This window comes from Geobacillus proteiniphilus (genome assembly GCF_001908025.1).
In the GTDB taxonomy this organism is placed as follows: Bacteria; Bacillota; Bacilli; order Bacillales; family Anoxybacillaceae; genus Geobacillus; species Geobacillus proteiniphilus.
This window is the reverse complement of sequence record NZ_MQMG01000039.1, coordinates 12,509-38,288: the sequence shown is the minus strand read 5'-3', so window position 1 is coordinate 38,288 and position 25,780 is coordinate 12,509. Positions and strand designations below refer to the sequence as shown.

The following is a 25,780-nucleotide window of genomic DNA, read 5'->3' as shown; positions in this document are numbered from 1 at the left end:
TTTTCAGGATAGATGCAACGAAAACATATCCTTTAATGGGATGGGGAAAAATGATGAGAATATCTGATTTCCTTAAAAGATATCATTTACATGGGAGTTTAATTAATAATGTGGAATATGATTCCACTACAAAAAGAGTATCTCTTGAAACTGAGTTATGTAAATGGCTGCAATTTGATTATGATGAAACAAAAGATCCTGAAATGATTGAGGGATTCATTGTTTTTGAAGATGTAACATATTTTGAAACAGATTGCGTTAAAGACTTTGATGCTGATGAAATATTGGAAGTGGTGCTTGTTTCCTCAAATCAACTGTTTGAAAAAGTGAAAATAGCAACGGATGGAGTGAACATTATTATTATTGAAGCAGGTGATGTGGATTGGCATCCACTTTGAGTTCGATGCTCTAAGTACAACTCATAATGGTGGCTCTGCAGAAAGGAGCCACACCACTATTCATCGGAACATGTGTATAGCGTATACAGTTGTATCAAAGTGCAATCATGCACTCCTACACTTATGAGGGCGTATCAGAATAGTAAAGATATAAGATTATGAACAGAGTAAAATGGGTATTTGACCTGTAACGTATTTTTACCGGCATCGATAACGTATGAACGGCGCATTGACATTTCCTTAATTTTTTTCTATACTTAGAGTACAAAATAAGTTGTCTGTCTCGTCACAGACCATTTTCACACGTTGAAAAACGTGGATTCGTTTGTTTTTTGCAACAGAGAGGTCCGATTGGCCTCTCTCTTTGCATATTATCGCCAGGGAACCCATAACATAATCATAAGTTGCCTGCCGCGTCGCAGGCCATTTCACCCCTTCAATAAGGGGGATTCATGTTTTTTAGGGGGAGCGCTCTTTTTTTGAACGCTCCCCTGTCTTTCATTTCACATGCCAGGCAGCTCTGTTCAGCCGCGCTCAGTCTTCCTGTTTAGCGCTGGACTTTTTCAAGCGCCAATTTGATGCCAAACCCGATCATCACCGCGCCCGTGATTCCTTCGATCCATTTCTTCGTTTTCGGCCGCTTCATGAAATCGCTAATATAATGGATGAAGGAAATGTAAAACAAAAACCATATAGCGGTCATCGCCGTATAAGCCGCCCCCATCATGAGAAACGGAACAAAGGAGTGCGAGCCCGGTGCTACGAATTGCGGCAAAAAGGTTAAGAAAAAGGCCGCCACTTTTGGATTTAAGAAATCGGTCAGAAACCCTTGCTTGAAGCAGGCGGTATGTTGTCCTCCACCTCTGATGTCCGTTTCCACACCGGGGGCTTCGCCTTTTTTCATGACCCCATATAATGCCTTAACGCCTAAATACGTTAAGTACACAGCACCCACATACTTCAGGATCGAAAACAGCAGGGCAGATTGCATAATGACGGCTGAAATCCCTAAAGCCGCCGCAGCGGTATGGAGAAAAAGGGCGCAACAAACTCCAAAAGCGGTTTTCAATCCGCCCATTTTCCCGACCAAAATAGTGTTTTTTGTAACAATCGCCGTATCGGGCCCCGGCAGCACAATCAAAAAAATAGACAACATCATGAATGAATAGAGATGGATCAATGGCGATCGCCGCCTTTCCAGTTATGATATCGTTAGAATTTTTTGCGAATACCATTGTAGAGCAGTTTTGTATTCATTTCAATCATGGTTTTTTCTCCTTGCGCGGTTGGGCAAACTCCAAGGCCTCGCCCGCAAGTGTCGGTTGCGTGAAGGCGCCGCCGGCAGGCGTTTTGATTTCATGGCCGGGCCGCTTATGGTATAGTTAAGGTAGCTGGAAATTGAACGAATTGGTGATCGTGATGATTTACATCGGACTGACCGGCTGGGGCGATCATGACAGCCTCTATCCGCCCGGCCTTGCGGCGAAAGACAAGTTGCTGGAATACGCGGCCCATTTTCCGACGGTCGAGGTCGATTCGTACTTTTACGCCATTCAGCCGCGTTCGAACGTGGAAAAGTGGATTCGCGAGACGCCGCCGTCGTTTCAATTTATCGTGAAGGCATACCAAGGAATGACCGGGCATGAGCGCGGCCCGATTCCGTATGAAAGCAAGGAAGCGATGTTTGCCGCGTTTTTGGAATCGATCGCGCCGTTTCAAGCGGCGGGAAAATTGGCGATGGTGCTGTTTCAGTTTCCGCCGTGGTTTGACTGCCGGCGCGAGCATGTGGCGTACTTGCGCTGGACGAAAGCGCGGATGGGGGAAGTGCCGGCGGCGCTCGAATTTCGGCACCAATCATGGTTTTCGCCGCGCTTTTATGAAAAAACGCTTCGCTTTATGGAAGAGGAAGGGTGGATTCACAGCATTTGCGACGAGCCGCAGGCGGGGGAAGGGTCGGTGCCGACCGTTTTGCATCCGACCGATCGGGAAAAGACGCTCATCCGCCTGCACGGACGGAATGTCCACGGGTGGAACAAGGCGACGGCCGGCGAGAACTGGCGCGCCGTCCGCTACTTGTATCGATACAACGAGCGCGAGCTGCGCGAGTGGGCGAGCCATATAGAGGCATTAAAGAAAAAAACGAAACAAATTTACGTGCTGTTTAACAACAACTCCGGCGGCGATGCCGCCGACAACGCCAAACAATTGATCGATTTGCTTGGCATTGAGTACACGGGCCTTGCGCCGCGGCAGCTTGGTTTGTTTTGAAGCGGGGAAGAGGGGGATGGAGGATGGCGTATGCGTTGCTTGTCTTGATCGGCTTTATCGCGGGGACGGTCGGCAGTTTGGCCGGCCTTGGCGGCGGGGTGATCATCGTGCCGTCGTTGTTGTTTTTCGGCGCGCTCGGCTGGCTCTCGGCGGTGACGCCGCAAGTGGCGGTCGGCACGTCGCTTGTCGTCATTATTTTTAATGGATTATCGTCCACATTGTCGTATATGAAAGACAAAATGGTCGACTATCAAAGCGGTCTGCTGTTTTGCATCGGCAGCGTTCCCGGGGCGGTCATCGGCGCTTGGGTGAACAATACGCTGAGCGCCGCTCATTTTTCGTTGTATTTTGGGCTGTTTTTAATCGCCATGTCGCTGTTTTTGTCGCTGAGCCGGAAGAAAACGAAGCGCTCGGCTGACGAGACGGCGGCGGCGACGGAGAATGAACGGGAGTCATCCCGATCCGAGACGAAAGCGGAAACCCGCTTGAAACCGGCATCGTGGTGGGCGCGGAAAGTCATGCGCACGTACACGGAGCGGAACGGGGAGACGTTCGTGTACGGCTATTATCCGCTCGCCGCGATCGCCATCGCGTTTGTGGTCGGCTTTTTCGGCGGGTTGTTTGGCATTGGCGGCGGCTCGCTCATGGTGCCGGCGATGATCGTGCTGTTTCGCTTTCCGCCCCATGTGGCGGTCGCCACGTCGATGTTGATGATTTTTTTGTCCTCGCTCGTCGGCTCTCTCACCCATGTCGCGATGGGAAATGTGCAATGGTCGTTTGCCCTTGCCCTCATTCCCGGCGTATGGATCGGCGCGAAAACCGGGGCGTGGATCAATAAGCGGATGCCAAGCCGGACACTTGTTGTCGTGCTTCGGATTGTGCTCGTTTTGCTTGGCCTTCGGCTTGTGATCGAAAGTTTTTCGTAACCAAGGAGGCTTGCGCATTGAAGCAAACCGTCTATATTTATCATACGAACGACGTGCACAGCCATTTTGAACATTGGCCGCAAATCGCCCGCTTTTTGTCGGAACGGCGGCAAGAGCATCGTGCGCGCAACGAGGCGATGCTTTTGTTTGATGTCGGCGATTTTCTCGACCGCGTGCACCCGATTACCGAGGCGACGCGCGGAAAAGCGAATGTGGACTTATTGAACGATCTTCACTATGATGCGGTGACCATTGGCAACAACGAAGGGATCACCCTTGATCATGATGAATTGGATACGCTGTACGAACAGGCTCGGTTTCCGGTCGTTGTCGCCAATTTGTTTCGCCGCGACGGCGTGCGGCCGCATTGGGCGTTGCCGTATGTCGTCATCCCGGCGACGGAGACGTTTCGCATTGGGGTGGTTGGCGCCACCGCTCCGTTTTCTCACTTTTACGAGTTGCTCGGATGGACGATCGCGCCGCCGTTGGAAATGTTGCAAGCGGCGGTGGAGGAAGTGAAGCAAAAGGCCGATTGCGTCGTTGTTCTGTCCCATCTTGGGGTGAATGAAGATGAAAAACTAGCCGCTGAGATTCCGGGGATCGATTTGATTTTAGGCGGCCATACTCATCATCTGTTTCCGGAAGGGAAGCAAGTGAACGGTGCGCTTCTTTGCGCGGCTGGGAAATACGGACAATATGTCGGCGTCGTTAAGCTGGAAGTGGAAGGGCGGCGTCTTATGCGAGCGTCTGCGAAAGTGGTCGATGCCGGCACGTTGCCGTTTTCGGAAGAGGTGGCGCACCATCTTCGCTCCCTCGAGCAGGAAAGTTTGGCGCGGCTTGAAGCGGAACAAGTCGCCGTGCTCCATGATGACTTGCCGCTTGACTGGTTCGCCCCGTCGCCGCTCGCGAATTTGCTTGCTTCCGCTTTGCGTGAGTGGTGCCAAGCGGACATCGGCATGGTCAACGCCGGCGTGCTGCTTGCGCCGCTTGCGAAAGGGCCGGTGACGAAAAAAGATTTGCATCGCATTTGCCCGCATCCGCTCAACCCGTGCAAGGTGAAGCTGCGCGGCGCGGAGCTCAAAGAGATTATCCTTGAGGCCAACACGGAACGGATGAAGCATTTGCAGTTTAAAGGGTTTGGCTTCCGCGGCGAAGTGATGGGGGAAATGGTGTACGACGGCGTGGACATCGAGGCCGGGCTCGAGGAGGACGGTCAATGGCATATCCGCCGCATTATGATCAACGGCGAGCCGCTCGATCCCGAGCGCACGTATGAGGTGGCGACGACCGATATGTTTGCGATCGGCCACTTTTATCCGCAAATTCAGCGGGCGGCGGAAAAAACGTATTACATGCCGGAGTTTTTGCGCGATCTTCTCGCTTGGAAATTGGCCCAATAGGCAGGCACCTCTTTTTTCATGCTTCATACATTGGAGTATGGAAAGGAGAGTGACTGCGGCGATGGTCGAAGTGAAGCCGATCATCATTGACGGACATCCGTTTATCGCTGTGTCCGTCCAGCTGCCGAAAACGAACTTGTTGGCGGTGGCAAGCGAGAAAGGATACATTATGTGCGGGGCGCTCGATGTGGCGCTGTTGAATGAGAAATTGCGCGATCGCGGCATTATCGCCGGGCGGGCGGTCGGGGTGCGCACGATTGAACAGCTGCTCGAAGCGCCGCTGGAATCGGTGACAGTCGCCGCTTTGGAGCTCGGCATTGAAAAGGGAATGAAAGGAAGAGAGGCTCTGTTGAAAATGCGGTGAAATTCTCCCTCCTTGCAAGCATACATATAGCTTGTAAAGGAGGGATTTTCATTTTGTTGCGCCCCCGATTGGTGCGGAGAGGGCCGCTCCCGTTCCGCTATGTGTTTTTATTGACGTTCGTTTTTTTTATGTTCTCGACGGCGGCAAGCCTTTGGATTGTCAATAAAGGCATTAAGCCGGTGCTGATGGAAATCGCCGAAACGGAAACGAAGCGGATTGCCAACTTGGTGATCAATAACGCCATTGAGCAGCAGTTTCAAAAAGACAACCCTGAATTTCGCCAGCTGGTCACGGTTCAAAAGGACGAAAGCGGCAAAATTGTGTCGGTCGATTTTGACACCGCGGTGATCAACCGCATCTTATCGGAGACGGACGATCATGTGATGGAAAGCTTAAAGGCGGCGACAGAAGGACGGCTTGAACGAATGGTGCTTCCCGAGGTCGAGTCCGGCACTGGAAACAGCCGCGGCATCATTTATTACATTCCGCTCGGGCAAGTGACGAACAATGCGCTTTTAGCCAATCTTGGCCCGCGCATTCCGGTGCAGTTTCAGATCGTTGGCAATGTTGACTCGGAAGTGACAAAAGAAATTAGAGCCTATGATATTAACAGTTTTTTTATTGAAATTGACATTCATGTATCGGTCGACATCCAAGTCGTCATTCCTTTTGCATCGAAAATTTCCAATGTGACAACGGATATTCCAGTTGTGATGCGCTTCATTCCGGGAGAAGTGCCGCAATTTTACAACAAAAACGGCGGTCAAGTTGGCCCGTCCATCCAGCTCCCGAAGCGGTAGCGGGAAAGGCTCTCAATGCGCGCCTCTAAAAGGCCGGCGACCGTCATCTTCCTAAATCGATCGTTCTCGATTAGAGAGAAGAGTGGAGTTTATAAGGGTTCTCAAGTTGAGCCTCATTTTTCATACAATCACCGATTCTCTAGAGCAGAGCTTATTTTGCGGCCGGCGTTCGCCCGCTAGTTCCGTTAGGTTAACGGATGCCCGCGTTAGCCGTCGGGAATGGTTTTGACAGAAACATGGAAATGTTATGCAAAAAAAGTGTTCTTCCCGGCGAAGGGGCTTTGGCTGTTTCTCTGGCGTTTGTCAAGAGGAAACAGCTTTTTTTGTTTTTCAAATAGAAAACAACTAGACGAGTTGGTTCGAATTTTGTAATATTATATTAAATTGAAAATAGTTTTATTATTTACATAGCGGTTTGAGAGGGGGAATGAACGGCCGGCATCGGAAGGCATGCATCAGTTTGCGGCGCCATCCGGCGCGGCGGACGAGCGCACAAGGCAGACGGACTCTATCGATATAGTATGCAGAGAAAGGCGTGCGCTCTGGTGACAGAACATTTTGAACAATGGGGGGAACAAGAAATGAAGAAAAAAAGAGCAGCAGGTGTCTTTTTCTCATTGATGCTGACGGCGGGTCTTTTGGCCGGTTGCGGCGGCAACCAGCAAGGCGGCAGTTCTTCAGGCGGAAACGGCGGCGGAGGCGGGGGCGGCGATGTGATTAAAATCGGCGCCAACCTCGAGCTGTCCGGCGGGGTCGCTTCGTACGGCCAGTCGATTGCGGAAGGGCTGGACTTGGCGTTAGAGGAAATCAACAAAGAAGGAATCAACGGCAAAAAGCTGGAGTTGGTGAAAGTCGACAACAAATCGGAAGCGGCGGAGGCGACCAACGGCGCGATCAAGTTGATCAGCCAAGACAAAGTCGTCGCCATCATCGGCTCGGCGACGAGCACGAACACGCTCGCCCAAGTGCAAGTCGCCAACGACAATAAAGTGCCGCTCATTACGCCGACGGGCACGAACCCGACGATCACAAACAAAGACGGCAAAGTGAACGAGTTCGTCTTCCGGACGTGCTTTATCGACCCGTTCCAAGGAACGGTGGCGGCGAAATTCGCGCTAAACGACTTGAAAGTGAAAAACGCGGCGGTGTTGATTGACAGCTCAAGCGATTATTCGAAAGGGCTGGCCGCTTCGTTTAAAGAGGCGTTCACCCAAGGCGGCGGCAAAATCGTCGCTGAAGAGGCGTACGTTGCGAAAGACACCGACTTCCGCGCTACATTGACGCGCATCAAATCGGCCAATCCGGAATTTTTGTTCTTGCCGGGCTATTATGAAGAAGTCGGCCTCATCGTCAAACAAGCGCGCGAGCTTGGCTTGAACGTGCCGATCATGGGCGGCGACGGCTGGGATTCGCCGAAGCTTGTTGAAATTGCGGGCAAAGACGCGTTGAACAACACGTACATCACAAACCATTATTCGTCGGGCGATCCGGACCCGAAAATTCAAGAGTTTGTCAAAGCATTTAAAGCGAAATACAACAAAGCGCCAGATGCCTTCAACGCTCTTGGCTATGATACGGCATACTTCCTGGCCGACGCCATTAAGCGGGCCGGCAGCGCCGATCCGGTGAAAATTAAAGACGCGCTGGCGCAAACGAAAGATTTGCAGCTCGTCTCGGGGACGCTGACGCTCAATGAAAACCATGACCCGGTCAAATCGGCGGCCATTTTGGAATACAAAGACGGGCAGCAACAGTTCAAAACAAAAGTGAATCCGTAATGAAAGGCTGGATGGATGCATGGACGGGGGAGGCCCCTAAGGGGGCGCCCTCCTGTCCGGCATTTCTTTTGGTCAACGACGAGTTTTCGTTAAGGAGCGTGCAATCATGGAACTCATTCAACAGCTGGTCAACGGCATTTCGCTAGGCAGCATTTATGCGCTCATCGCTCTTGGCTATACGATGGTGTACGGCATCGTTCGGCTCATTAACTTCGCCCATGGCGACGTCTTTATGGTCGGTTCATTCGTCGGTTTTTACGCCGTAACGATGCTTGGTGTCGGCTTTTTCCCGGCGCTTTTGTTGGCGATGGCATCTTGCGCCGTGCTTGGGATGATCATCGAGCGGATTGCCTACAAGCCGTTGCGCAATGCGGCGCGCATTGCGGTGCTCATTACGGCGATCGGCGTCTCGCTGCTTATTGAGTATGTGACGATCTATTTGCGCGGGGCCCAGCCGGAAGCGTATCCGAGCACGCTGTTGCCAGACCGGAATTTGGAGCTGTTTGGGGTTGTCATCAGCAGCCAGTCGCTGTTCATCCTCGGCACGTCCCTCGTTTTGATGGTCCTTCTTCAATTCATCGTTCACCGGACAAAAATCGGGAAGGCGATGCGCGCTGTTTCCCATGATGCGGAAGCGGCCCGGTTGATGGGGATTAACGTCGACAATACGATTTCGGCGACGTTCGCCATTGGTTCGGCGCTCGCTGGGGCGGCAGGCGTCATTTTCGGCATTTATTATACGAAAATCGAACCGCTGATGGGCATTCTTCCCGGCTTGAAAGCGTTTGTCGCCGCCGTGTTGGGCGGAATCGGCATCATTCCGGGGGCGATGGTCGGGGGGCTTTTGCTTGGCGTCATCGAATCGCTCGTCAGCGGGCTCGGCTACTCGCTTTGGCGCGACGGAGTGGCGTTTGTCATTTTAATTCTCATCCTCATTTTCCGGCCGGCCGGATTGTTTGGCAAGAACGTACGAGAAAAAGTGTAAAGGATGGTAGGGGACAATGGCAACTTGGAAGCGGACGCGTGGATTTTGGGTTTCCGTCATACTGGCCTTCGCCTTTTTCGCTGTTGTCGAGTGGCTGATTGCAAGCGGGACGCTCAATGTGTTTTACGTCAACACGCTCTTTTTCATGGCGATCAACGTCATGCTGGCTGCGAGCCTTCACTTGATCATCGGCATCACCGGACAGTTTTCGATTGGACACGCTGGCTTTTTTGCCGTCGGTGCTTACGCTTCAGCCGTCATGACAATGAAGCTGCAGCTACCGTTTGCGGTTGGCGTATTGACCGCCGGGATCGCGGCGATGCTCGCCGGCCTCATCATCGGCGTGCCGAGCTTGCGTTTAAAAGGCGATTACTTGGCGATCGCCACGCTTGGGTTTGGCGAAATTGTCCGCATCGCGCTATTGAACATCGATTACGTCGGCGGGGCGAGCGGCATGACGGTGACGCATATGACGACATGGCCGTGGGTGTTCGCCTGCCTGTTTGTAACGATTCTTGTGATCGCCAACTTCACGAACTCGACGCACGGACGGGCGTGCATTTCGATTCGCGAGGATGAAATCGCCGCCGATGCCATGGGGATCAATACGACGTATTACAAAGTGGCGGCGTTTGCGATTGGTTCGTTTTTCGCCGGCATCGCCGGGGCGCTGTACGCCCATCACTTTTACATCATTCAGCCGTCGAACTTCGGCTTTTTAAAATCGTTTGACATTTTGATTTTCGTCGTGCTCGGCGGGCTCGGCAGCCTATCCGGCGCGGTGGTGGCGGCGGTGCTGCTGACGATCGTTTCGACGTTCTTGCAAAACTATCCGGAAACGCGGATGATCATTTACAGCATCGTCTTGATTTTGGTGATGCTGTACCGTCCAACCGGGCTGATGGGGACGAAAGAACTATCTTCGCTCTTCAAATGGCGGAAGGCAGCGCAGGGAGGAATGAATCATGGCGGCAAAAACACCGTTGCTTAAGGCAGAAAATGTCGGCATCCAGTTTGGCGGGCTGAAGGCGCTCTCCGGCGTGACGATGGAGCTGTATCAAGGGGAGCTTGTCGGGCTCATCGGCCCGAACGGCGCGGGGAAAACGACGCTGTTTAACTTATTGACGGGCGTGTATGTGCCGACTGACGGGCGGATTATGCTTGACGGCGAGACGTTGAACGGCCTGCCGCCGTATAAAATTACGCGCAAAGGGATCAGCCGGACGTTTCAAAACATTCGCCTGTTCGGCGAGCTGTCGGTGCTCGACAACGTGAAAGTCGCCTACCATGCGCACGCCCGCCATTCGATGCTGAGCTCCATTCTCCGCCTCCCGTCCCATTTCCGCGGTGAAAAGGAAATGGAAGAAAAGGCGATCGAGTTTTTGAAAATTTTTCAGCTTGACGGCGTCATGCACGAGAAGGCGAAAAACTTGCCGTACGGCCAGCAGCGCCGGCTTGAGATCGCTCGGGCGCTGGCGGCGCAGCCAAAAGTGCTTTTGCTTGACGAGCCGGCCGCCGGCATGAACCCGCAAGAAACGAAAGAATTGATGAAGTTGATTGCGTTCATTCGCGAACGGTTTGCTTTGACGATTTTGTTGATTGAGCATGACATGTCGCTTGTGATGGGCATATGCGAGCGCATTTACGTGTTGGATCACGGCCAGCTGATCGCCGAAGGCACGCCGGAACAAGTGCGCAGCAACCCGAAAGTGATCGAGGCTTACCTTGGCGAGGAGGTGTCGTGAACGATGCTGAAAGTCGATCAAATTGACGTGTTTTACGGCAATATTCATGCGTTAAAAGGCGTATCGCTTGAAGTAAACAGCGGCGAAATCGTTACCTTGATCGGCGCGAACGGCGCGGGGAAAACGACGCTTCTGAAAACCATTTCCGGGCTGCTTAGGCCGAAAAACGGCGACATTGTGTATGAGGGGGCCTCGATCGCCGGCAAGGCGGCGCAGACGATCGTCAAGCAAGGCATTTCCCACGTGCCGGAAGGGCGGCGCGTCTTCGCCAATATGACGGTGGAGGAAAACTTGGAGCTCGGCGCGTTTTTGCGCAAAGACAAAGAAGGCATTCAACAAGACTTTGCCAAAGTCTTTCAGCTGTTCCCGCGCCTTGAAGAGCGGCGCAAGCAGCTGGCTGGAACGCTTTCGGGCGGCGAGCAGCAAATGCTCGCCATCGGCCGCGCGCTCATGGCCCGTCCAAAGCTGCTCTTGCTTGACGAACCGTCAATGGGGCTCGCGCCGCTTTTGGTCAAAACGATTTTCCGCATCATTCAGGAAATCAACGAGTCGGGGACGACGATTTTGCTTGTCGAACAAAACGCCCATATGGCGCTCTCCATCGCCCATCGCGCCTATGTCCTTGAATCGGGGCGCGTCGTCTTGTCGGGAACGGCGAGCGAGCTGCAGGCGAGCGAGCAGGTGAAGCAGGCGTATTTGGGCGGGCATTGAGAAGCGATAGGCGGAAGAACGTCAGCGGAAAGCCGTTTCGGACGGTTGTGCCGCCGTGGAAAAAAGGCTGATTCCAACTTGGAGATCAGCCTTTTTCCGTCATTACCGTTTCGGCCGGCGAACGCCGGCTGGGATGGACGGACGGGAAACATCGGCGTCCGGGACGTCTCTGCTCTTGAAAAAACATGCCGCTTATTTGGGCGTCTGGCGTTGGCGGAGAGAACCCCGTCGCGCCAGCCTCCGCGCGGCTAGCGGCGCCGTTGTTGCCGCTCGGACCGCTCCCACGCTTTTAGGTGCGGGTACGGGTCAAACGCCCATTCGGTATAGCCGTTGTCTTTGTACATGCCGTAGTGAAGATGGGGAGGAAATTTCCCCGCCGTGCCGGGCGGACCGTAGCCAGAGCTGCCGACCGAGCCGATGATCGTCCCTGGCTCGACGATTTGCCCCTCTCGAAGATCGGCGGCGAAGCCGTTCAAATGGGCAAAGTAATGGTACGTGTTGTTAATGTCGCGGATGCCGACGCGCCAGCCGCCGTATTTGTTCCACCCTTTCAGCTCGACGATGCCGTAGCACGTCGAGCGCACCGGAACGCCGTAGCCGGCGAAAATATCGGTTCCTTCGTGGATGCGGCGTCCGCCCCAGCCGCGCGCATCGCCCCATGTATCGCGGTAGCTGTAATTGGCCCCTAGCGGAAGCGGAAACACGTGGTTGTCCAATTTCAACGTCTGATACTTTTTATAAATTCTCGCCTTTCCTAAAATCAAGTCGACGGTTTTGGCGCGTTGGTAATAGTTCCAAAGCGCGATTTTGATATGGCGGTGATCGATGCCGTACGTCTGCAAATAGCGGGCCATGGCCATGATCACATCGTCATCGTCATCCGCCCGCGCATAGCCGTCGCCGTCACCGTCCACGCCAAGGCCGCTAAACTGGGAGATGGTGAACGGGTCTGTATCGTGCGGGTTTTTGTTCAGCGGCCCGGCCCATATTTCCGGCTTCATATAAATGCCGAGAACGCCGGCTGGCTTGGGCAGGTCGCGGCGCACTTGCCGGACGTTTCGCTCATACTGGTCAATGGCCGCAAAGTAATACCACGGGATCAAGGAAACGGCCTCGGCCTTTTTGTACAGCTCCATTCGCTTTTCATACACCGCTTCTTCCTGTTCCGCCGCGGAAGCCGCGCCGGCGGCGATCCACAGCATCGCTGCCGCTGATATGGCGGCAAGCCATCGATGCACGCGTATTCCCCCTTTCCGCCCGTTTCCTACTGTTTAGTTTGGAGAGAAACAGGCGTTTCATAAATGTAAAAAGGAGGAAACTCGCTTGATGGGCGATTTCTTTTTGTTTTTCCGCGCTTTTCATTTATAATGAAAAATGAACAATCCTCGACAAGTGGAGTGAGAACGATGGCGACAAAGGAAGAACATGTCCGCAAGCCGGACTGGTTGAAAATTAAGCTGAACACGAATGAGCATTATGTCGGGTTGAAGAAGCTCATGCGGGAAAACCGTTTACATACCGTGTGCGAAGAGGCGAAATGCCCGAATATTCACGAGTGTTGGGCGGTTCGGCGGACGGCGACGTTTATGATTTTAGGCAGCGTTTGCACGCGCGCCTGCCGCTTCTGCGCCGTCAAAACCGGGCTGCCGACCGAGCTCGATTGGCAGGAGCCCGAACGCGTCGCGGAATCAGTGCGCATTATGAACTTGAAACACGTCGTCGTCACCGCCGTCGCCCGCGATGACTTGAAAGACGGCGGGGCGGCGGTATTCGCCGAAACGGTGCGCGCCATCCGCCGGAAAAACCCGTTTACGACGATCGAGGTGCTGCCATCGGATATGGGCGGGGTGTATGAAAACTTAAAAATTTTGATGGATGCCCGCCCTGACATTTTAAACCATAACATCGAAACGGTGCGCCGCTTGACTCCAAGGGTGCGCGCCCGCGCGACGTACGAACGTTCGCTTGAGTTTTTGCGGCGCGCGAAAGAATTGCAGCCGGACATTCCGACGAAATCGAGCATCATGGTCGGGCTTGGGGAAACGAAAGAGGAAATCATCGAAGCGATGGATGACTTGCGCGCCAACCATGTTGATATTTTGACGATCGGCCAGTATTTGCAGCCGACGAAAAAACATTTGAAGGTCGTAAAATATTACCATCCGGACGAGTTTCAAGAGCTGAAAGAAATCGCGCTGAGCAAAGGGTTCAGCCATTGTGAAGCCGGCCCGCTCGTCCGCTCGTCGTACCATGCCGATGAGCAGGTGAGCGAGGCGGCGAAAGCGCGGCAGTTGAAAGCGTAACATCCAACGAACGGCGCGAAAGCAAGCAAGCGTTGTTTCAGCGGCTGAAAGCATCATCCCGGCCGGATGAACGCGAAGAAACGGTCATGCCTTTCATAAAGAAGGCAGACCGTTTCTTTGCCCTTAGCGTTCCGCTTTCGTCGCCCGCGGCGTGCCGTCGCGGAAATCGCGGTCTAATTCATCGTTTGTTTCGTTGATCATTTCGCCGTTTTCATTTTCCCCGTCGCTCAGTTTTTTTCCTTGCGGATATTTCAACATCCGCTGAATCGTCGCATCGAGAATTTGGTCGATGTTGCGCGTGTTCGAATCAAGGCGTCCGAAGCGCTCGATGTCCTTCATCAGCTGCGGATTGTCGGCGACATACACATGGTAGTAGCGGGGAACGACGGAAAGCGCCGTTTTTTTCACTTGATCGGCCGTTTGCTGCCGGTTGTTCGTGTCCGCGTCATACACGACGAGCACCTCTTCATCGGTGACGAGCGTGGCGACGTCTTTGACGCCCGGCAGCTGGGTGCACAATTTGCTGATTAAATCAGCCGCTTTCTCGCGGTTGAAGGACGGCATGTCGTTATAGCCGTTTGCATCGCCGAGGATCGGGCTTTTTTGATGGCGGACGTAGCCGAAGTTGTTCATCGGCGTGTCATCGCCGTTGGGCACCCCGTTTTCATTGTACAGCTCGTTGCGGTCGGTGACATTGATCGTGTTGCCGCTCCGCTTGTAAATGTCGGTGTTTTCGTCCTCGGCCGTCTGCGCGCAGCCGGCTAGGGCGACGGCCGCTCCGAACGCAACGGCCAACCATGGTCGTCTCATCGTCAGCACCCCCTTCGCTTTTAGGATGGCACACGGATGATGGTTTGATGACAGTAATTGATTGGGGGCGATGCATCGTTTATGATGGAAGTGGAAAGGCGAGGTGAGAACAGTGATTTGCATTAACAATCATTGTTACGAACTGGTGGAAAATGTGAAAAACGCCTTTAATGAAGAAGCCTTTCGCGCCCGATATGCGGACATTTTGGCGAAGTACGACTACATTGTCGGGGATTGGGGGTACAACCAGCTCCGGTTGCGCGGGTTTTTTGACGACCATAACCAAAAAGCGACGTACGATACGAAAATCAGCACGTTGTCCGAATATTTGTATGAATATTGCAACTTCGGCTGCGCGTATTTTGTGCTGCGCAAGGTGAAACGGTAACCGCGCCAGCGGACTGTGGTGCGGCGGTGCCGGAAGAAGAGGCGGGCTCAAGAAACCGTTGCGCGGCGAAATGCTCGCAGGCGGGAAGACGGCTCGCGGACAGACAAAAAGACGGCGCTACGCCATTCTCATCGCTGCCGCATGGCGAAACGGCAAAGGCGGCAGCCGCCATAGGCTGGCGGCTGCCCCGTTTCTTTCGTTGTTTCGCTGAATGTCAAGCCTGTTCTTCCGTTTCATTGTACGGAAACTGTTCACTGTTGCGCGGGTCATCATGCGGCGGGTGGGCGGCTGGGTCGCGCCTCGGAATGTTTTGGTGGAACGATTTAAACTCGTAGTTGAAGGCGCTGTAATGCCGCTGGCCTTCTTGCCAAGGCGTGCTTTTGTTTTCGACCGGCGCGTCGTCGCGGCGCGGCGAGCCGTACGGCCCTTCTGGGAACTCTTCAGCGGTCAAGAAATTGCGCTGTTTCTCAACGACGGAAAAATCGGCGTATGTTTCCCGTTCCGCCATTCGTCTCACCTTCCTTGCTGCTTTGGTGTTTCATAAGATGCCCGAAACCGAGGAAGGTTATGAGAGATACTCCTCCAAAAAGGCGCGCAAATCGTTGGCATCTTGTTCATGAAGCTGGTAAGCGTGCTCGATATAGCCCGGCTCCTCCAAATCGTCGCGCCCGAGAATGGCAAAGCGGTTGCTTTGCAAGTCGAGCACGAGCCACTTCCCGTAAAAACGATCCGTTTCGATGAGCGCCAAATCAAACCGCTGCCGCTCGCCGACAAAGCTGACGAAGCGGACGGCCGCTTCGACGGTGTCGTCGTATAAATAAAACCGTTCGCCCATAATTTGAGCCCCTCCTGTTTTTTCGTCTATGTCCATCATAGCAGACAGGCGGCGAAAACGGGAGACAGCAAATCGCACAAAGGAACGAGGAGGGATGACAGATGTATTTTGTCGATCGCAAAAAACTGGAAGAAACGCTCAGCTACATGGAACAAATGCTGGACCGTTACAAGGCCGAGGAGCGATGGGACGAGCCGCTTCGGCAATTGGCGCTCGAACGGATCGCCCATGTCGTCATCGAGGCGGTGTTGGACGTCGGCAACGCCATGATCGACGGGTTTATTATGCGCGACCCGGGCAGCTATAACGACATCATCGACATTTTGGCTGACGAACAGGTGATCTCGCCGGCGGATGCCGACCGATTGAAAGCGTTCATTGCCCATCGGAAAATGCTTGTGCACGAATATGCGCGCGTCGATCACGCGAAATTGCTCGCCGATCTGAACGAACATTTGCCGGCGCTTGAGGCGTATCCGAAGGCGGTGCGCGCTTACCTTGAAAACGAGCTCGGCCCGGTGTCGGCGTTTCGCAATTGATGGCGGGAAAGGAGAGCGAATGCATTGAAACGATACAACGGCTACCTCATCGATTTGGACGGGACGATGTACCGCGGCACCGAATGCATCGCTGAGGCGCGCACGTTTGTCAACGAGCTGCACCGCCGCGGCATTCCGTATTTGTTTGTCACGAACAATTCGTCGCGCACACCGGCGCAAGTGGCGGAAAAATTGCGTTCGTTCGGCGTGCCGGCCGAGGAGAAGCATGTGTTTACGACAAGCCAGGCGACGGCGAATTACATTTTTGAAAAAAAACCGGATGCTTCCGTGTATGTGATCGGTGAAGAAGGGCTCCAAACCGCCTTGGCGGCGAGAGGATTTCGTTTTGCCGGGGAAGAGGCGGATGTCGTCGTCATCGGCATTGACCGGCAAATTACATACGAAAAGTTCGCCGTCGCTTGTCTCGCTGTCCGAAATGGAGCGATGTTCATCTCAACCAACGGCGACATCGCCTTGCCGACGGAGCGGGGGCTGCTTCCGGGCAACGGGGCGCTGACGTCGGTCGTCGCCGTCTCGACGCAGGTGAAGCCGACATTTATCGGCAAGCCGGAAAAAATCATTATGGAGCAGGCGCTCAAAGTGCTCGGCGTCCCGAAGGAGGACGTGCTGATGATCGGCGACTATTATGAAACCGACATTTTAGCCGGCATGAACGCTGGCATCGATACGCTTTTAGTCCATACGGGCGTTACGACAAAAGAAATGCTCGCCCGCTATGAACGGATGCCGACGTATACGGCCGATTCGCTTTTGGAATGGCTTGACCGCTTGTAAACAACGCCGCTTTGCCAAAAAAGGCAAGGCGGCGTTTCATGTTGCTCGGCGCGGATGGAGGGCGCGCATGGGCGGCGCCGGCGTTACTCCGCATTGGCGGCCCGGTGCGCTAAGCGGCTCGATGCCGCCGCGGCGATGGCGCCGACAATGTCGTCCAAAAACGTGTTGCATTTGCCGGTCGATTTATCATTTAAATATTGCAAAATGCCCGGTTTTTGCTTATCGATATATCCGTAGTTCGTAAACCCGATCGACCCGTACACGTTGACGATCGACAGCGCCAAAATTTCGTCGACGCCATACAGCCCTTCATCGCGGCGAATGATCGACTGCAGCGGTTCATCGAGCCGGCCGTCTTCCGCAAGTTTATCCAATTGGATGCCGGTTAAAATCGCGTTTTGCACTTCGCGCTTGGAAATGACGCGGTTGACGTTTTCGATGCACTCCTCCATCGTTAAATCGGGATGATATTTTGATTGCAAGTAATAAACGAGCTCCGCAATTTTTTCCACGGTCACCCCCCGTTCCTCAAGCCAGCGCCGAGCCGTTTGTTCCAGATTGTTCATAATGAATTCGCTCATGAACTTCACCTGTTTCTTTTAGAAAGTCGTTTTCTATATATATGTATCATGTCATAAATAAGTCCGTCATATAAAGAAAAATGCTCATCGGCTTTTTTGGCGCCCGCTGTCATATATAAAAAGTAGCTCTCTCTTTTTTCGCGGCCATGCGCCGGCTGATCAGCATGGGCGCGTGAATGGGCCCGTTTCATGCTGGAGCGGAGGCGGAATCGGCTCAGCGATGGGGCGCGATGAGATGAAAGTGCGGAACGAGCGGAATGAATGGTTTCGGCACAAAGGAAAAAGGAGGCGCGGCGATGGAAGCTTGGGTGCGTGAACAGTACAGCATGCGCATCGAACGCTTGGAACGAAGAGGGATGCATACCGCGTTTTGGCATAAACAGGAGCGTTTCCTCATCATTCCCGCTGATGGGCGGAGCGAAGCGGAGATGGAAGAGCGCCAGCAAATGAGCCGCTATTTGCGGGCAAAAGGAGTGGACGGCGTCGGAGAACTGGTCAAAACGACGTCCGGAACGTATATCGCCCCCTATAATGGACAGCCGTTGGCGCTCGTTCGCGCTCCGCTTCCGGCGGCTCGCTTTCGTTCGCTCGGCCGGGAATTGGCGGTGATGCATGAATGCGGAAGAACATGTCCATGGCCGATCGTCGCATGCCGGCGCATCGGCCAATGGCGGGAGCTGTGGGCGAAGCGGATCGATCAAATGGAGGCGTTTTGGTCGAGCAAGCTCGCTTCCGGGCCGTCGTCGCCGTTTGATCGGCTGTTTATCGAGTCGTTTCCGTACTATTTAGGGATGGCGGAAAATGCGGTGCAATACGTGGCGGACACGGAGCTGGATGAAGAACCGGTGGGCGTCGATTGCGCGGCGTTTTGCCACGAGCGGCTTCCGGAAGCAGGTTGGGTGGATGGAATGGAGGCGAAGCTGCCGACCGACTGGGTGTATGACCATTGCGCCCGCGATTTGGCGGAATGGGTGCGCCATTTGTATCAGCGGCACGGGATGCGATGCCGACGGGCGGTCCGCCAATTTTTCCAAGATTACGGCCATTTGACGGCGCTTTCGCCGTTTGCCTGGCGGCTCATTTACGCGCGCCTTTTGTTTCCTCTTCCGTATTTTGAATGCGTGGAAGCGTATTATACCGCTTCGGATGAGAACGAACAAGCGAGGCATGAGGACGCGTTGCGGCGCTTGCTGGAGCGATCGCATGAATATGAACGGTTTTTGGCTTCGTTTGCCAAGATCGTGGGCATCTCGGGGCGCATCCGCCTGCCGGCAGTCGAGTGGCTGCCGCCGGCGTAACGCAGGGAAGACAGCTTCCCGCTTTTTTTTGGCCCAAACGAAAAAACGACCGCTTCCCTGCCGTTAAACCCTAAGGACAACTTCCTGTTTTTTTTTCGGCCAAAGTTGTGATAAGATTTAGAAAAAACGATGCGGGAGGCTGCACCATGACGAAGCCGTATGTATTCATTACGCGGAAATTGCCCGAGGACGTGATCGCGCCGCTTTTGGCCATCGCTGAAGTAGAGATGTGGCCCCATGAAGATATGGCCGTGCCGCACGATGTGCTCGTGGAAAAGGCGAAACGGGCGACGGCCATCTTGCCGATGGTGTCTGATCCGATCGATGAAGACGTCTTGTCCGCTGGTTCGGCGCTCCAAGTCGTCGCCAATATGGGCGTCGGCTACGATAACATTGATGTAGCGGCAGCGACCCATCGCGGCATTCTCGTTTGCAATACGCCCGATGTATTGACCGATACGACGGCCGATTTGACGTTTGCGCTTTTATTGGCCACCGCCCGCCGCCTCGTGGAAGCGGCTGAATTTTTGAAGGAAGGGAAATGGAAAAGCTGGAGCCCGTTTTTGCTCGCGGGCGCCGATGTCCATCATAAAACGATCGGCATCGTCGGCATGGGGAACATCGGTCAAGCCGTGGCGAAACGGGCGAAGGGGTTTGACATGAACATTCTGTATTACAACCGCTCCCGCCGTCCGGAGGCGGAAGAGAAGCTTGGCGCCATCTACCGTCCGTTCGCCGACTTGCTTGCTGAGAGCGATTTTGTCGTCTGCTTGACGCCGCTCACCTCCGAGACGCGCCATTTGTTCAACCGCGAGGCGTTCCAGCAAATGAAGAAGTCCGCGATTTTCATTAACGCGGCGCGCGGAGCGGTCGTCGATGAACAGGCGTTGTATGAGGCGCTCGTTCATGGGGAGATCGCCGCGGCGGGGCTGGATGTATTTGAAAACGAGCCGGTCGCGGCCGATCATCCGCTCGTTTCGCTTCCGAACGTCGTCGCCTTGCCGCATATCGGCAGCGCCACGTACGAAACGCGGCGCACCATGATGACATTGGCGCGCGACAACATCATCGCCGTGCTCGAAGGACGGCCGCCGCTGACGCCGGTGAACCGGATCTCGTAAAAATTTTCATTGCTAAATGGCCGATTGTCTTTTATAATGTCTACTATAAAAATACAAATGTCTACTGTACGTAAACAGAAGGGGCGGGAAGGATGGAAAAGCCAATTTTTGTTGGGTTGTTAGGATTAGGAACAGTCGGGAGCGGTGTGGTCAAAATTATTGAAAACCATCAGGAAAAGTTGATGCACCAAGTCGGCTGCCCGGTCACGGTGAAAAAAATCCTCGTCCGCGATGTACAGAAACCGCGCGGCGTCGCGGTCGATCCGGCATTGCTGACGACGAGCGCGGCTGAGGTGATTGACGATCCGGACATTGATGTCATCATCGAAGTGATGGGCGGCATTGAGGAGACAAAAGAGCTGCTATTGCGGGCGCTGCGCCAAGGGAAGCATGTCGTGACCGCCAATAAAGACTTAATGGCCGTCTACGGGTCGGAGCTGCTTCGGGTGGCGGCGGAATACCGCTGCGATTTGTTTTATGAAGCGAGCGTCGCCGGCGGCATTCCGATTTTGCGCAGCTTGGTTGACGGCTTGGCGTCGGACCGGATTACGAAGCTCATGGGCATTGTGAACGGGACGACGAACTACATTTTGACGAAAATGTCGCAAAACGGCGCTTCCTATGAGGACGTGCTCGCCGAAGCGCAGGCGCTCGGGTTTGCGGAAGCCGATCCGACGTCAGACGTCGAAGGGCTGGATGCGGCGCGGAAAATGGCGATTTTGGCCCGCCTTGGCTTTTCAATGGACATCGACTTGGACGATGTGCAAGTGAAAGGCATCACCCAAGTGACGGAGGAAGACTTGAACTACGGGAAGCGGCTCGGCTACACGATGAAATTGATCGGCATCGCCCAGCGCGACGGGCAGAAGGTCGAGGTGAGCGTCCAGCCGACGTTTTTGCCGGATTCGCATCCGTTGGCGTCCGTGCACAACGAATACAATGCGGTGTACGTATACGGCGAAGCGGTCGGAGAGACGATGTTTTACGGGCCGGGGGCCGGGAGCTTGCCGACGGCGACGGCGGTTGTCTCCGACTTGGTCGCGGTGATGAAAAATATGCGCCTTGGCGTCAACGGCCGCTATGCCGTCGCGCCGCAATATGAAAAGCAGTTGAAGACGCCGGCGGAAATTTTCTCGAAATACTTTTTGCGCATTCACGTCAAAGACCAGGTCGGCGCGTTTGCCAAAATTACGACGCTGTTTTCGCAGCGCGGGGTGAGCTTTGAGAAAATTTTGCAATTGCCGCTGAAAGAGGATGGCCTAGCGGAAATCGTCATCGTCACGCATGACGCCTCTCAGCAAGACTACGAAGACATTTTGCAGCAGCTCGGCGATTTGGAAATTGTTGAGCGGGTGCAAAGTTCATATCGAGTGGAAGGAGAGAAACGGTCATGACATGGAAAGGGCTGCTTGACGCCTACGGCGATTTTTTGCCGCTCTCTGCGGCGACGCCGAGGCTGTCGCTTTGCGAAGGGAATACGCCGCTCATCCCGCTGCCGCGCTTGTCGGAGGAGCTCGGCATTGCGCTCTATGTCAAGGTCGAAGGGGCGAACCCGACCGGTTCGTTTAAAGACCGCGGCATGGTGATGGCGGTGGCCAAGGCGAAAGAGGAAGGAAGCCATACGATCATCTGCGCCTCAACCGGCAATACATCGGCTTCAGCGGCCGCCTACGCGGCGCGCGCCGGCATGCGCTGTATCGTCGTCGTGCCGAACGGGAAAATCGCCCTCGGCAAGTTGGCGCAAGCCGCCATGTACGGCGCGGAAATTTTTGCGATTGACGGCAACTTTGACGAAGCGCTCAAAATGGTGCGCCGGTTGAGCGAAACGGCGCCGATTACGCTCGTCAACTCGGTCAACCCGTACCGGATCGAAGGGCAAAAAACGGCGGCGTTTGAAGTGTGCGACCAGCTTGGGCGCGCCCCGGACGTGCTCGCCATTCCAGTCGGCAACGCCGGCAACATCACCGCCTATTGGAAAGGGTTTAAGGAGTATCATGCAGCGAAAGGAACGGGCTTGCCGCAAATGCGCGGCTTTGAAGCGGAAGGAGCGGCGGCGATCGTCCGCAACCGGGTGATTGAACAGCCGGAGACGGTCGCGACGGCGATCCGCATCGGCAATCCGGCGAGCTGGGACAAAGCGGTCGAGGCGGCGAGCGAGTCGCGCGGGAAAATTGATGAGGTGAGCGACGCAGAAATTTTGGCCGCCTACAAGCGGCTCGCCCGGACGGAAGGCATTTTTGCCGAACCGGCGTCATGCGCGGCGATCGCCGGGGTGATCAAGCAGCTCGAACGGAACGAAATCGAACGCGGCAGCCTCGTCGTCGCGGTTCTCACTGGCAACGGTCTGAAAGATCCGGCCATCGCCTTGGAGACTGCGGCGATCGAGCCGATCGTGCTGCCGAATGATGAGCAAGCGGTGCTCGAACATTTGCAAGGGGTTGTCCGTACATGAAGGAAGACGAGATGTTGAAGATCGTCGTTCCGGGAAGCACGGCGAACCTAGGGCCCGGATTTGACTCGGTCGGGCTCGCGGTCAATCGCTATTTGACGCTTGACGTCCGCTTGGCGGATGCGTGGTCGTTTGCGCCAAAGACGGCGGAAGTGAGCGGCATTCCGCGTGGGACGGACAATTTGGTGTACCGAGTGGCGGCGGAGACGGCGGACGTTTACGGCCACCGGCTGCCAAGCTGTGCGGTCGATGTGTACAGCGACATTCCGTTTACGCGCGGGCTCGGGAGCAGCGCGGCGGCGGTCGTCGCCGGCATTGAGCTCGCTGACGCGCTGCTTGGGCTTCAGTTGCCGCGCGAGCAAAAGATGGAGTTGGCGACCCGATACGAAGGACATCCGGACAATGTCGGCGCCTCGTTGTACGGGGGGCTTGTCATCGGCTGCTGCCGCGAGGCGGGCGTGGATGTCGTCCATATTCCGCAATTGGATGTAGAGCTTGTCGCCATTATTCCGGAGTACGAATTGGAAACGAAAAAAGCGCGCGGACAGCTGCCGGAGCAATGGACGAGAGAGCGGGCGGTCGAGGCGAGCGCCGTCAGCAACGTTCTCGTCGCCGCGTTGCTCACGAAAAACTGGAAGCTTGCCGGCCGGATGATGGCCGCCGATTTGTTCCATCAGCCGTATCGGAGACAGCTCGTTCCGGAACTCGAGCGGGCGGAGGCGCTCGCTCTTGAATACGAAGCGATCGGTGCGGCGCTGAGCGGAGCGGGGCCGACGGTGCTCGTCTTTGCCGAACCGGGCCAAGGAGAGCGGCTCGCGCGGCGGCTGCGCCCGCATTTTCCAGCGTGCGAAATCGCGCGTCTTTCCGTCGAGCCGCGCGGCAGCCGCGTCTACAAGCTGGCGCTTGAGGCGTAAAAAAATCCGAACAGCGGCCGCTGTTCGGATTTTTTATATTAAAACACTTGTTCCACTTCGACGACGCCCGGCACTTCTTCAAACAACGCGCGCTCAATTCCGGCTTTGAGCGTGATCGTCGAGCTCGGGCAGCTGCCGCATGCGCCGAGGAGGCGAAGTTTCACGACGCCGTCTTCCACATCGACGAGTTCGCAGTCGCCGCCGTCGCGAAGCAGAAACGGGCGGAGTTTATCTAAAACTTCTTGCACTTGTTCTTTAATTTCTTGATCCGTCATTTCCATCGACTCCTTTCTTTACTTTTTATTATAATCATGGTGAGGAAAAAAATCTAATGATAAATTTTGCTTTCCTAAAGGGTGACACAGATGACATTCAAACCGATCGAAATTTGTGTATATGGGGCTGACATCATTTGCCCGTCGTGCGTGCAGCTCCCGTCGTCGAAAGAGACGTACGAATGGCTCGAGGCCGCGTTGCGCCGCAAATATCCCGATCAGCCGTTTGTGATGACGTACGTCGATATTTTCGCGCCGCCGGCCGATGATGAGGCGAAGCGGAAGCTTGCGCAGACGATCGTCGAAGAAGACTGGGTGTATCCGGTTGTTGTGGTGGAAGGGAACGTCGTCGCTGAAGGGAACCCGCGGCTGAAGGTGATTTATGCAGAAATGGAAAAATTCGGGTACCGGCCATCGGCGCATGAAGGGAAAAAGGCGGAATAAGCTCCGCCTTTTATGCGCTCAATGTCTGCCTTTCCGCAAACGTCGATCGATCGAAAAGGCTGAGGCTGTGTTGCGCTGTCTTGATTCAGTACCCGTGGTGGTGCTTGTACATCCACAAAATGCCTGATTTCAGCAAACGCGGCACCCGGCCGGTGAGCGGGCGGTCGGCGAGCAGGCCGAAGCCGTGTTTTTTGCCGAGCGAGCCGAGAATGCCTTTTAATTTGATCGGCGGGAATTCGCTCGGCGGTTCTTCGCCGTTCCATCGCTTTTGCAGCACTTGGACGATTTGCTCGGCTTGCGCTTCAGCGAGCTGGGCGCTCGGGGAATGCGGCAGGCTCGCACAGTCGCCGACGACGTAGGCGTTTTCATAGCCGGGGATGTGGTGCCGTTTCGTCAGGACGATACGTCCTTGCTTATCTTTTTCGACCTTCAGCTCGCGGACGACGCGGTTGGGCTGAATGCCGGCCGTCCAGACGATGACGTCGCATTCCACCGGCTCGTCGTGGTTGTACAAGACGCCAGGTTCGACTTTCGTGACGTTGGAGTTGCGGACGATTTCCACCTTGTGTTCAACGAACCATCCTTCCACATAATCGCTCAACCGTTTCGGAAACATCGGCAAAATGCGCTCACCGCGGTCAAACAGCTTGATGTGCAAGTCCGGACGGCTCTCCGCCAGTTCGCTGGCTAGCTCGACGCCGCTCAATCCCGCGCCGACGATGCCGACCGTCGCTTTCGGCGGCAAATTGTTCAGCGCTTCATAGGCGGCGCGCGCCTTATCGATCGACTGGATGCTGTACGTATGCGCCTCGGCGCCCGGCACCCCGTGGTATTTGTCTTCGCAGCCCAATCCGATCACGACATCATCGTAGCGGACGCTGCTCCCATCCTTTAAATGGACGAGTTGCTGGTCGAGATCAATCGAGACGACTTCGCCGAATTGGTACACAAGCTGCGGATGTTCCGGAAACGGGACGCGAATATGATGGTCGCTGACCGTCCCCGCGGCCAAGGCGTAATATTCCGTTTTTAAACAATGGTACGGAACGCGGTCGATGAGGATAATATGAATGTCGTTTGGCAATCCGTCCGGAAGGAGGCGCTGCAAAATGCGCATATTGCCGTATCCTCCGCCAAGCAATACAAGTTGTCTCATCGTGAAAAATCCCCTTTTGTCGAGTTTCTAAAGCCGACAATGCCATAGAAAAGTATAACGAAATTGTGACAAAAGAACAATAATTTTTCCGCTTCCTCGATCGAACGAGCATGTTCATTGACGCCGCGCCGGAAAACCGCTACGATGGGAAGCAGGAAGGTGAACATGCGCATGATGCTGCCAATCATCGAATTTTGCATCAGCAACTTAGCCAGCGGGTCGTACAAAGCAATGGAAATGTTGGAAAAGGATCCGAACTTGGACATCATTGAATACAGCTGCTTAAGCTATTGCACACGCTGCGCGGAAACGCTGTTTGCGCTCGTCAACGGCGAGTTTGTCAGCGGCGAAACGCCCGAGCAGCTCGTGGAAAATATTTATCGGCATCTCGAGGAAAACCCAATGTTTTAACGAAAAAAGGAGGATGCCCGCGATGCGGCATCCTCTTCAATGTATAATGAAAAAACGGGGGATATTCCCATTGTGCCCAGGAGATG

The 25,780-nt window shown here is 54.6% G+C and carries 31 protein-coding genes; 23 read left to right on the top strand and 8 right to left on the bottom strand.

The window, feature by feature from the left end:
• Positions 1-35 precede the first annotated feature (35 nt).
• On the top strand, positions 36-398 hold the full coding sequence (locus tag BRO54_RS20585; protein WP_239691270.1) for a hypothetical protein: 363 nt from the start codon (positions 36-38) through the stop codon (positions 396-398).
• 547 nt (positions 399-945) lie between these two features.
• On the opposite strand, the gene BRO54_RS13250 is transcribed toward BRO54_RS20585, so the two are convergent.
• Entirely contained in the window at positions 946-1,557 is a 612-nt protein-coding gene (locus BRO54_RS13250) for a LysE family translocator (RefSeq protein ID WP_371878463.1), read from the bottom strand.
• 260 nt (positions 1,558-1,817) lie between these two features.
• Here BRO54_RS13250 and BRO54_RS13245 point away from each other — a divergent pair, with 260 nt between their 5' ends.
• The 10 genes from BRO54_RS13245 to BRO54_RS13200 all read left to right on the top strand — a co-directional run bounded on the left by BRO54_RS13245 (position 1,818) and on the right by BRO54_RS13200 (position 11,375).
• Complete coding sequence (locus BRO54_RS13245) at positions 1,818-2,666, top strand: DUF72 domain-containing protein (RefSeq protein WP_074044254.1); 849 nt, start codon at positions 1,818-1,820, stop codon at positions 2,664-2,666.
• A 23-nt stretch (positions 2,667-2,689) separates the two neighbouring features.
• A complete protein-coding gene (locus tag BRO54_RS13240) occupies positions 2,690-3,592 on the top strand; it encodes a sulfite exporter TauE/SafE family protein (RefSeq protein ID WP_074044248.1) in 903 nt (300 codons plus the stop codon).
• Between the two features lie 17 nt (positions 3,593-3,609).
• A complete protein-coding gene (locus BRO54_RS13235) occupies positions 3,610-4,992 on the top strand; it encodes a bifunctional metallophosphatase/5'-nucleotidase (RefSeq protein ID WP_074044247.1) in 1,383 nt (460 codons plus the stop codon).
• A gap of 61 nt (positions 4,993-5,053) precedes the next feature.
• On the top strand, positions 5,054-5,356 hold the full coding sequence (locus BRO54_RS13230) for a YunC family protein (protein ID WP_074044246.1): 303 nt from the start codon (positions 5,054-5,056) through the stop codon (positions 5,354-5,356).
• 53 nt (positions 5,357-5,409) lie between these two features.
• Entirely contained in the window at positions 5,410-6,156 is a 747-nt protein-coding gene (gene yunB, locus BRO54_RS13225) for a sporulation protein YunB (RefSeq protein ID WP_074044245.1), read from the top strand.
• A 581-nt stretch (positions 6,157-6,737) separates the two neighbouring features.
• Entirely contained in the window at positions 6,738-7,934 is a 1,197-nt protein-coding gene (locus BRO54_RS13220; RefSeq protein ID WP_074044253.1) for an ABC transporter substrate-binding protein, read from the top strand.
• Positions 7,935-8,040: 106 nt separating this feature from the next.
• Complete coding sequence (locus BRO54_RS13215) at positions 8,041-8,919, top strand: branched-chain amino acid ABC transporter permease (RefSeq protein ID WP_074044244.1); 879 nt, start codon at positions 8,041-8,043, stop codon at positions 8,917-8,919.
• Between the two features lie 16 nt (positions 8,920-8,935).
• The gene (locus tag BRO54_RS13210) at positions 8,936-9,910 is read left to right on the top strand and encodes a branched-chain amino acid ABC transporter permease (RefSeq protein ID WP_074044243.1); all 975 of its coding nucleotides are present in this window, start codon (positions 8,936-8,938) and stop codon (positions 9,908-9,910) included.
• The gene (locus tag BRO54_RS13205) at positions 9,885-10,664 is read left to right on the top strand and encodes an ABC transporter ATP-binding protein (protein WP_074044242.1); all 780 of its coding nucleotides are present in this window, start codon (positions 9,885-9,887) and stop codon (positions 10,662-10,664) included. Before BRO54_RS13210 ends, BRO54_RS13205 begins: the two co-directional genes overlap by 26 nt.
• A 3-nt stretch (positions 10,665-10,667) precedes the next feature.
• On the top strand, positions 10,668-11,375 hold the full coding sequence (locus BRO54_RS13200; protein ID WP_074044241.1) for an ABC transporter ATP-binding protein: 708 nt from the start codon (positions 10,668-10,670) through the stop codon (positions 11,373-11,375).
• A 248-nt stretch (positions 11,376-11,623) separates the two neighbouring features.
• On the opposite strand, the gene BRO54_RS13190 is transcribed toward BRO54_RS13200, so the two are convergent.
• Positions 11,624-12,613, bottom strand: coding sequence for a M23 family metallopeptidase (locus BRO54_RS13190; RefSeq protein WP_074044240.1), 990 nt, complete (start codon positions 12,611-12,613; stop codon positions 11,624-11,626).
• A 168-nt stretch (positions 12,614-12,781) separates the two neighbouring features.
• Between BRO54_RS13190 and lipA the strand changes: the two genes are divergently transcribed.
• Positions 12,782-13,678, top strand: coding sequence for a lipoyl synthase (gene lipA, locus BRO54_RS13185; protein WP_074044239.1), 897 nt, complete (start codon positions 12,782-12,784; stop codon positions 13,676-13,678).
• Positions 13,679-13,801: 123 nt separating this feature from the next.
• Here lipA and BRO54_RS13180 read toward each other — a convergent pair whose 3' ends face one another.
• Complete coding sequence (locus BRO54_RS13180; RefSeq protein WP_074044238.1) at positions 13,802-14,488, bottom strand: YhcN/YlaJ family sporulation lipoprotein; 687 nt, start codon at positions 14,486-14,488, stop codon at positions 13,802-13,804.
• A 112-nt stretch (positions 14,489-14,600) separates the two neighbouring features.
• On the opposite strand from BRO54_RS13180, the gene BRO54_RS13175 reads away from it, so the two are divergent.
• The gene (locus BRO54_RS13175; RefSeq protein ID WP_013144326.1) at positions 14,601-14,876 is read left to right on the top strand and encodes a YutD family protein; all 276 of its coding nucleotides are present in this window, start codon (positions 14,601-14,603) and stop codon (positions 14,874-14,876) included.
• Positions 14,877-14,934: 58 nt separating this feature from the next.
• On the top strand, positions 14,935-15,087 hold the full coding sequence (locus BRO54_RS19870) for a hypothetical protein (protein ID WP_161496656.1): 153 nt from the start codon (positions 14,935-14,937) through the stop codon (positions 15,085-15,087).
• Between the two features lie 3 nt (positions 15,088-15,090).
• Here the strand turns inward: BRO54_RS19870 and BRO54_RS13170 are convergent, their stop codons facing one another.
• Both BRO54_RS13170 and BRO54_RS13165 read right to left on the bottom strand, forming a co-directional pair.
• Entirely contained in the window at positions 15,091-15,384 is a 294-nt protein-coding gene (locus BRO54_RS13170) for a cytosolic protein (RefSeq protein WP_074044237.1), read from the bottom strand.
• Between the two features lie 57 nt (positions 15,385-15,441).
• Entirely contained in the window at positions 15,442-15,711 is a 270-nt protein-coding gene (locus tag BRO54_RS13165; RefSeq protein WP_021321783.1) for a DUF3055 domain-containing protein, read from the bottom strand.
• Positions 15,712-15,812: 101 nt separating this feature from the next.
• On the opposite strand from BRO54_RS13165, the gene hepT reads away from it, so the two are divergent.
• Positions 15,813-16,250: a type VII toxin-antitoxin system HepT family RNase toxin gene (gene hepT / locus BRO54_RS13160; protein WP_074044236.1), complete on the top strand. Its 438-nt coding sequence runs from the start codon at positions 15,813-15,815 to the stop codon at positions 16,248-16,250.
• 24 nt (positions 16,251-16,274) lie between these two features.
• Positions 16,275-17,045 (top strand): TIGR01457 family HAD-type hydrolase, encoded by a 771-nt coding sequence (locus tag BRO54_RS13155; RefSeq protein WP_074044235.1) that lies wholly within the window; start codon positions 16,275-16,277, stop codon positions 17,043-17,045.
• An 83-nt stretch (positions 17,046-17,128) separates the two neighbouring features.
• On the opposite strand, the gene BRO54_RS13150 is transcribed toward BRO54_RS13155, so the two are convergent.
• A complete protein-coding gene (locus BRO54_RS13150) occupies positions 17,129-17,626 on the bottom strand; it encodes a phosphatidylglycerophosphatase A family protein (RefSeq protein ID WP_011232437.1) in 498 nt (165 codons plus the stop codon).
• A 296-nt stretch (positions 17,627-17,922) separates the two neighbouring features.
• Here BRO54_RS13150 and yutH point away from each other — a divergent pair, with 296 nt between their 5' ends.
• From yutH to thrB, 5 genes are all read left to right on the top strand, one after another.
• A complete protein-coding gene (gene yutH, locus BRO54_RS13145) occupies positions 17,923-18,924 on the top strand; it encodes a spore coat putative kinase YutH (protein ID WP_074044234.1) in 1,002 nt (333 codons plus the stop codon).
• A gap of 146 nt (positions 18,925-19,070) precedes the next feature.
• Complete coding sequence (locus tag BRO54_RS13140) at positions 19,071-20,045, top strand: 2-hydroxyacid dehydrogenase (RefSeq protein WP_074044233.1); 975 nt, start codon at positions 19,071-19,073, stop codon at positions 20,043-20,045.
• Between the two features lie 92 nt (positions 20,046-20,137).
• On the top strand, positions 20,138-21,439 hold the full coding sequence (locus tag BRO54_RS13135) for a homoserine dehydrogenase (protein ID WP_074044232.1): 1,302 nt from the start codon (positions 20,138-20,140) through the stop codon (positions 21,437-21,439).
• Entirely contained in the window at positions 21,436-22,497 is a 1,062-nt protein-coding gene (gene thrC, locus BRO54_RS13130) for a threonine synthase (protein WP_074044231.1), read from the top strand. The genes BRO54_RS13135 and thrC overlap by 4 nt, the downstream gene beginning before the upstream one ends.
• Complete coding sequence (thrB, locus tag BRO54_RS13125; RefSeq protein WP_074044230.1) at positions 22,494-23,408, top strand: homoserine kinase; 915 nt, start codon at positions 22,494-22,496, stop codon at positions 23,406-23,408. Before thrC ends, thrB begins: the two co-directional genes overlap by 4 nt.
• 38 nt (positions 23,409-23,446) lie before the next feature.
• Here the strand turns inward: thrB and BRO54_RS13120 are convergent, their stop codons facing one another.
• Entirely contained in the window at positions 23,447-23,689 is a 243-nt protein-coding gene (locus BRO54_RS13120; RefSeq protein ID WP_011232431.1) for a NifU family protein, read from the bottom strand.
• A gap of 84 nt (positions 23,690-23,773) precedes the next feature.
• On the opposite strand from BRO54_RS13120, the gene BRO54_RS13115 reads away from it, so the two are divergent.
• Positions 23,774-24,127: a YuzD family protein gene (locus tag BRO54_RS13115; protein ID WP_074044229.1), complete on the top strand. Its 354-nt coding sequence runs from the start codon at positions 23,774-23,776 to the stop codon at positions 24,125-24,127.
• A gap of 85 nt (positions 24,128-24,212) precedes the next feature.
• On the opposite strand, the gene BRO54_RS13110 is transcribed toward BRO54_RS13115, so the two are convergent.
• Positions 24,213-25,283, bottom strand: a complete 1,071-nt coding sequence (locus BRO54_RS13110; protein WP_074044228.1) for an NAD(P)/FAD-dependent oxidoreductase — start codon at positions 25,281-25,283, stop codon at positions 24,213-24,215.
• A gap of 171 nt (positions 25,284-25,454) precedes the next feature.
• Between BRO54_RS13110 and BRO54_RS13105 the strand changes: the two genes are divergently transcribed.
• A complete protein-coding gene (locus BRO54_RS13105) occupies positions 25,455-25,694 on the top strand; it encodes a YuzB family protein (protein ID WP_011232428.1) in 240 nt (79 codons plus the stop codon).
• The last annotated feature ends 86 nt before the right edge of the window (positions 25,695-25,780 follow it).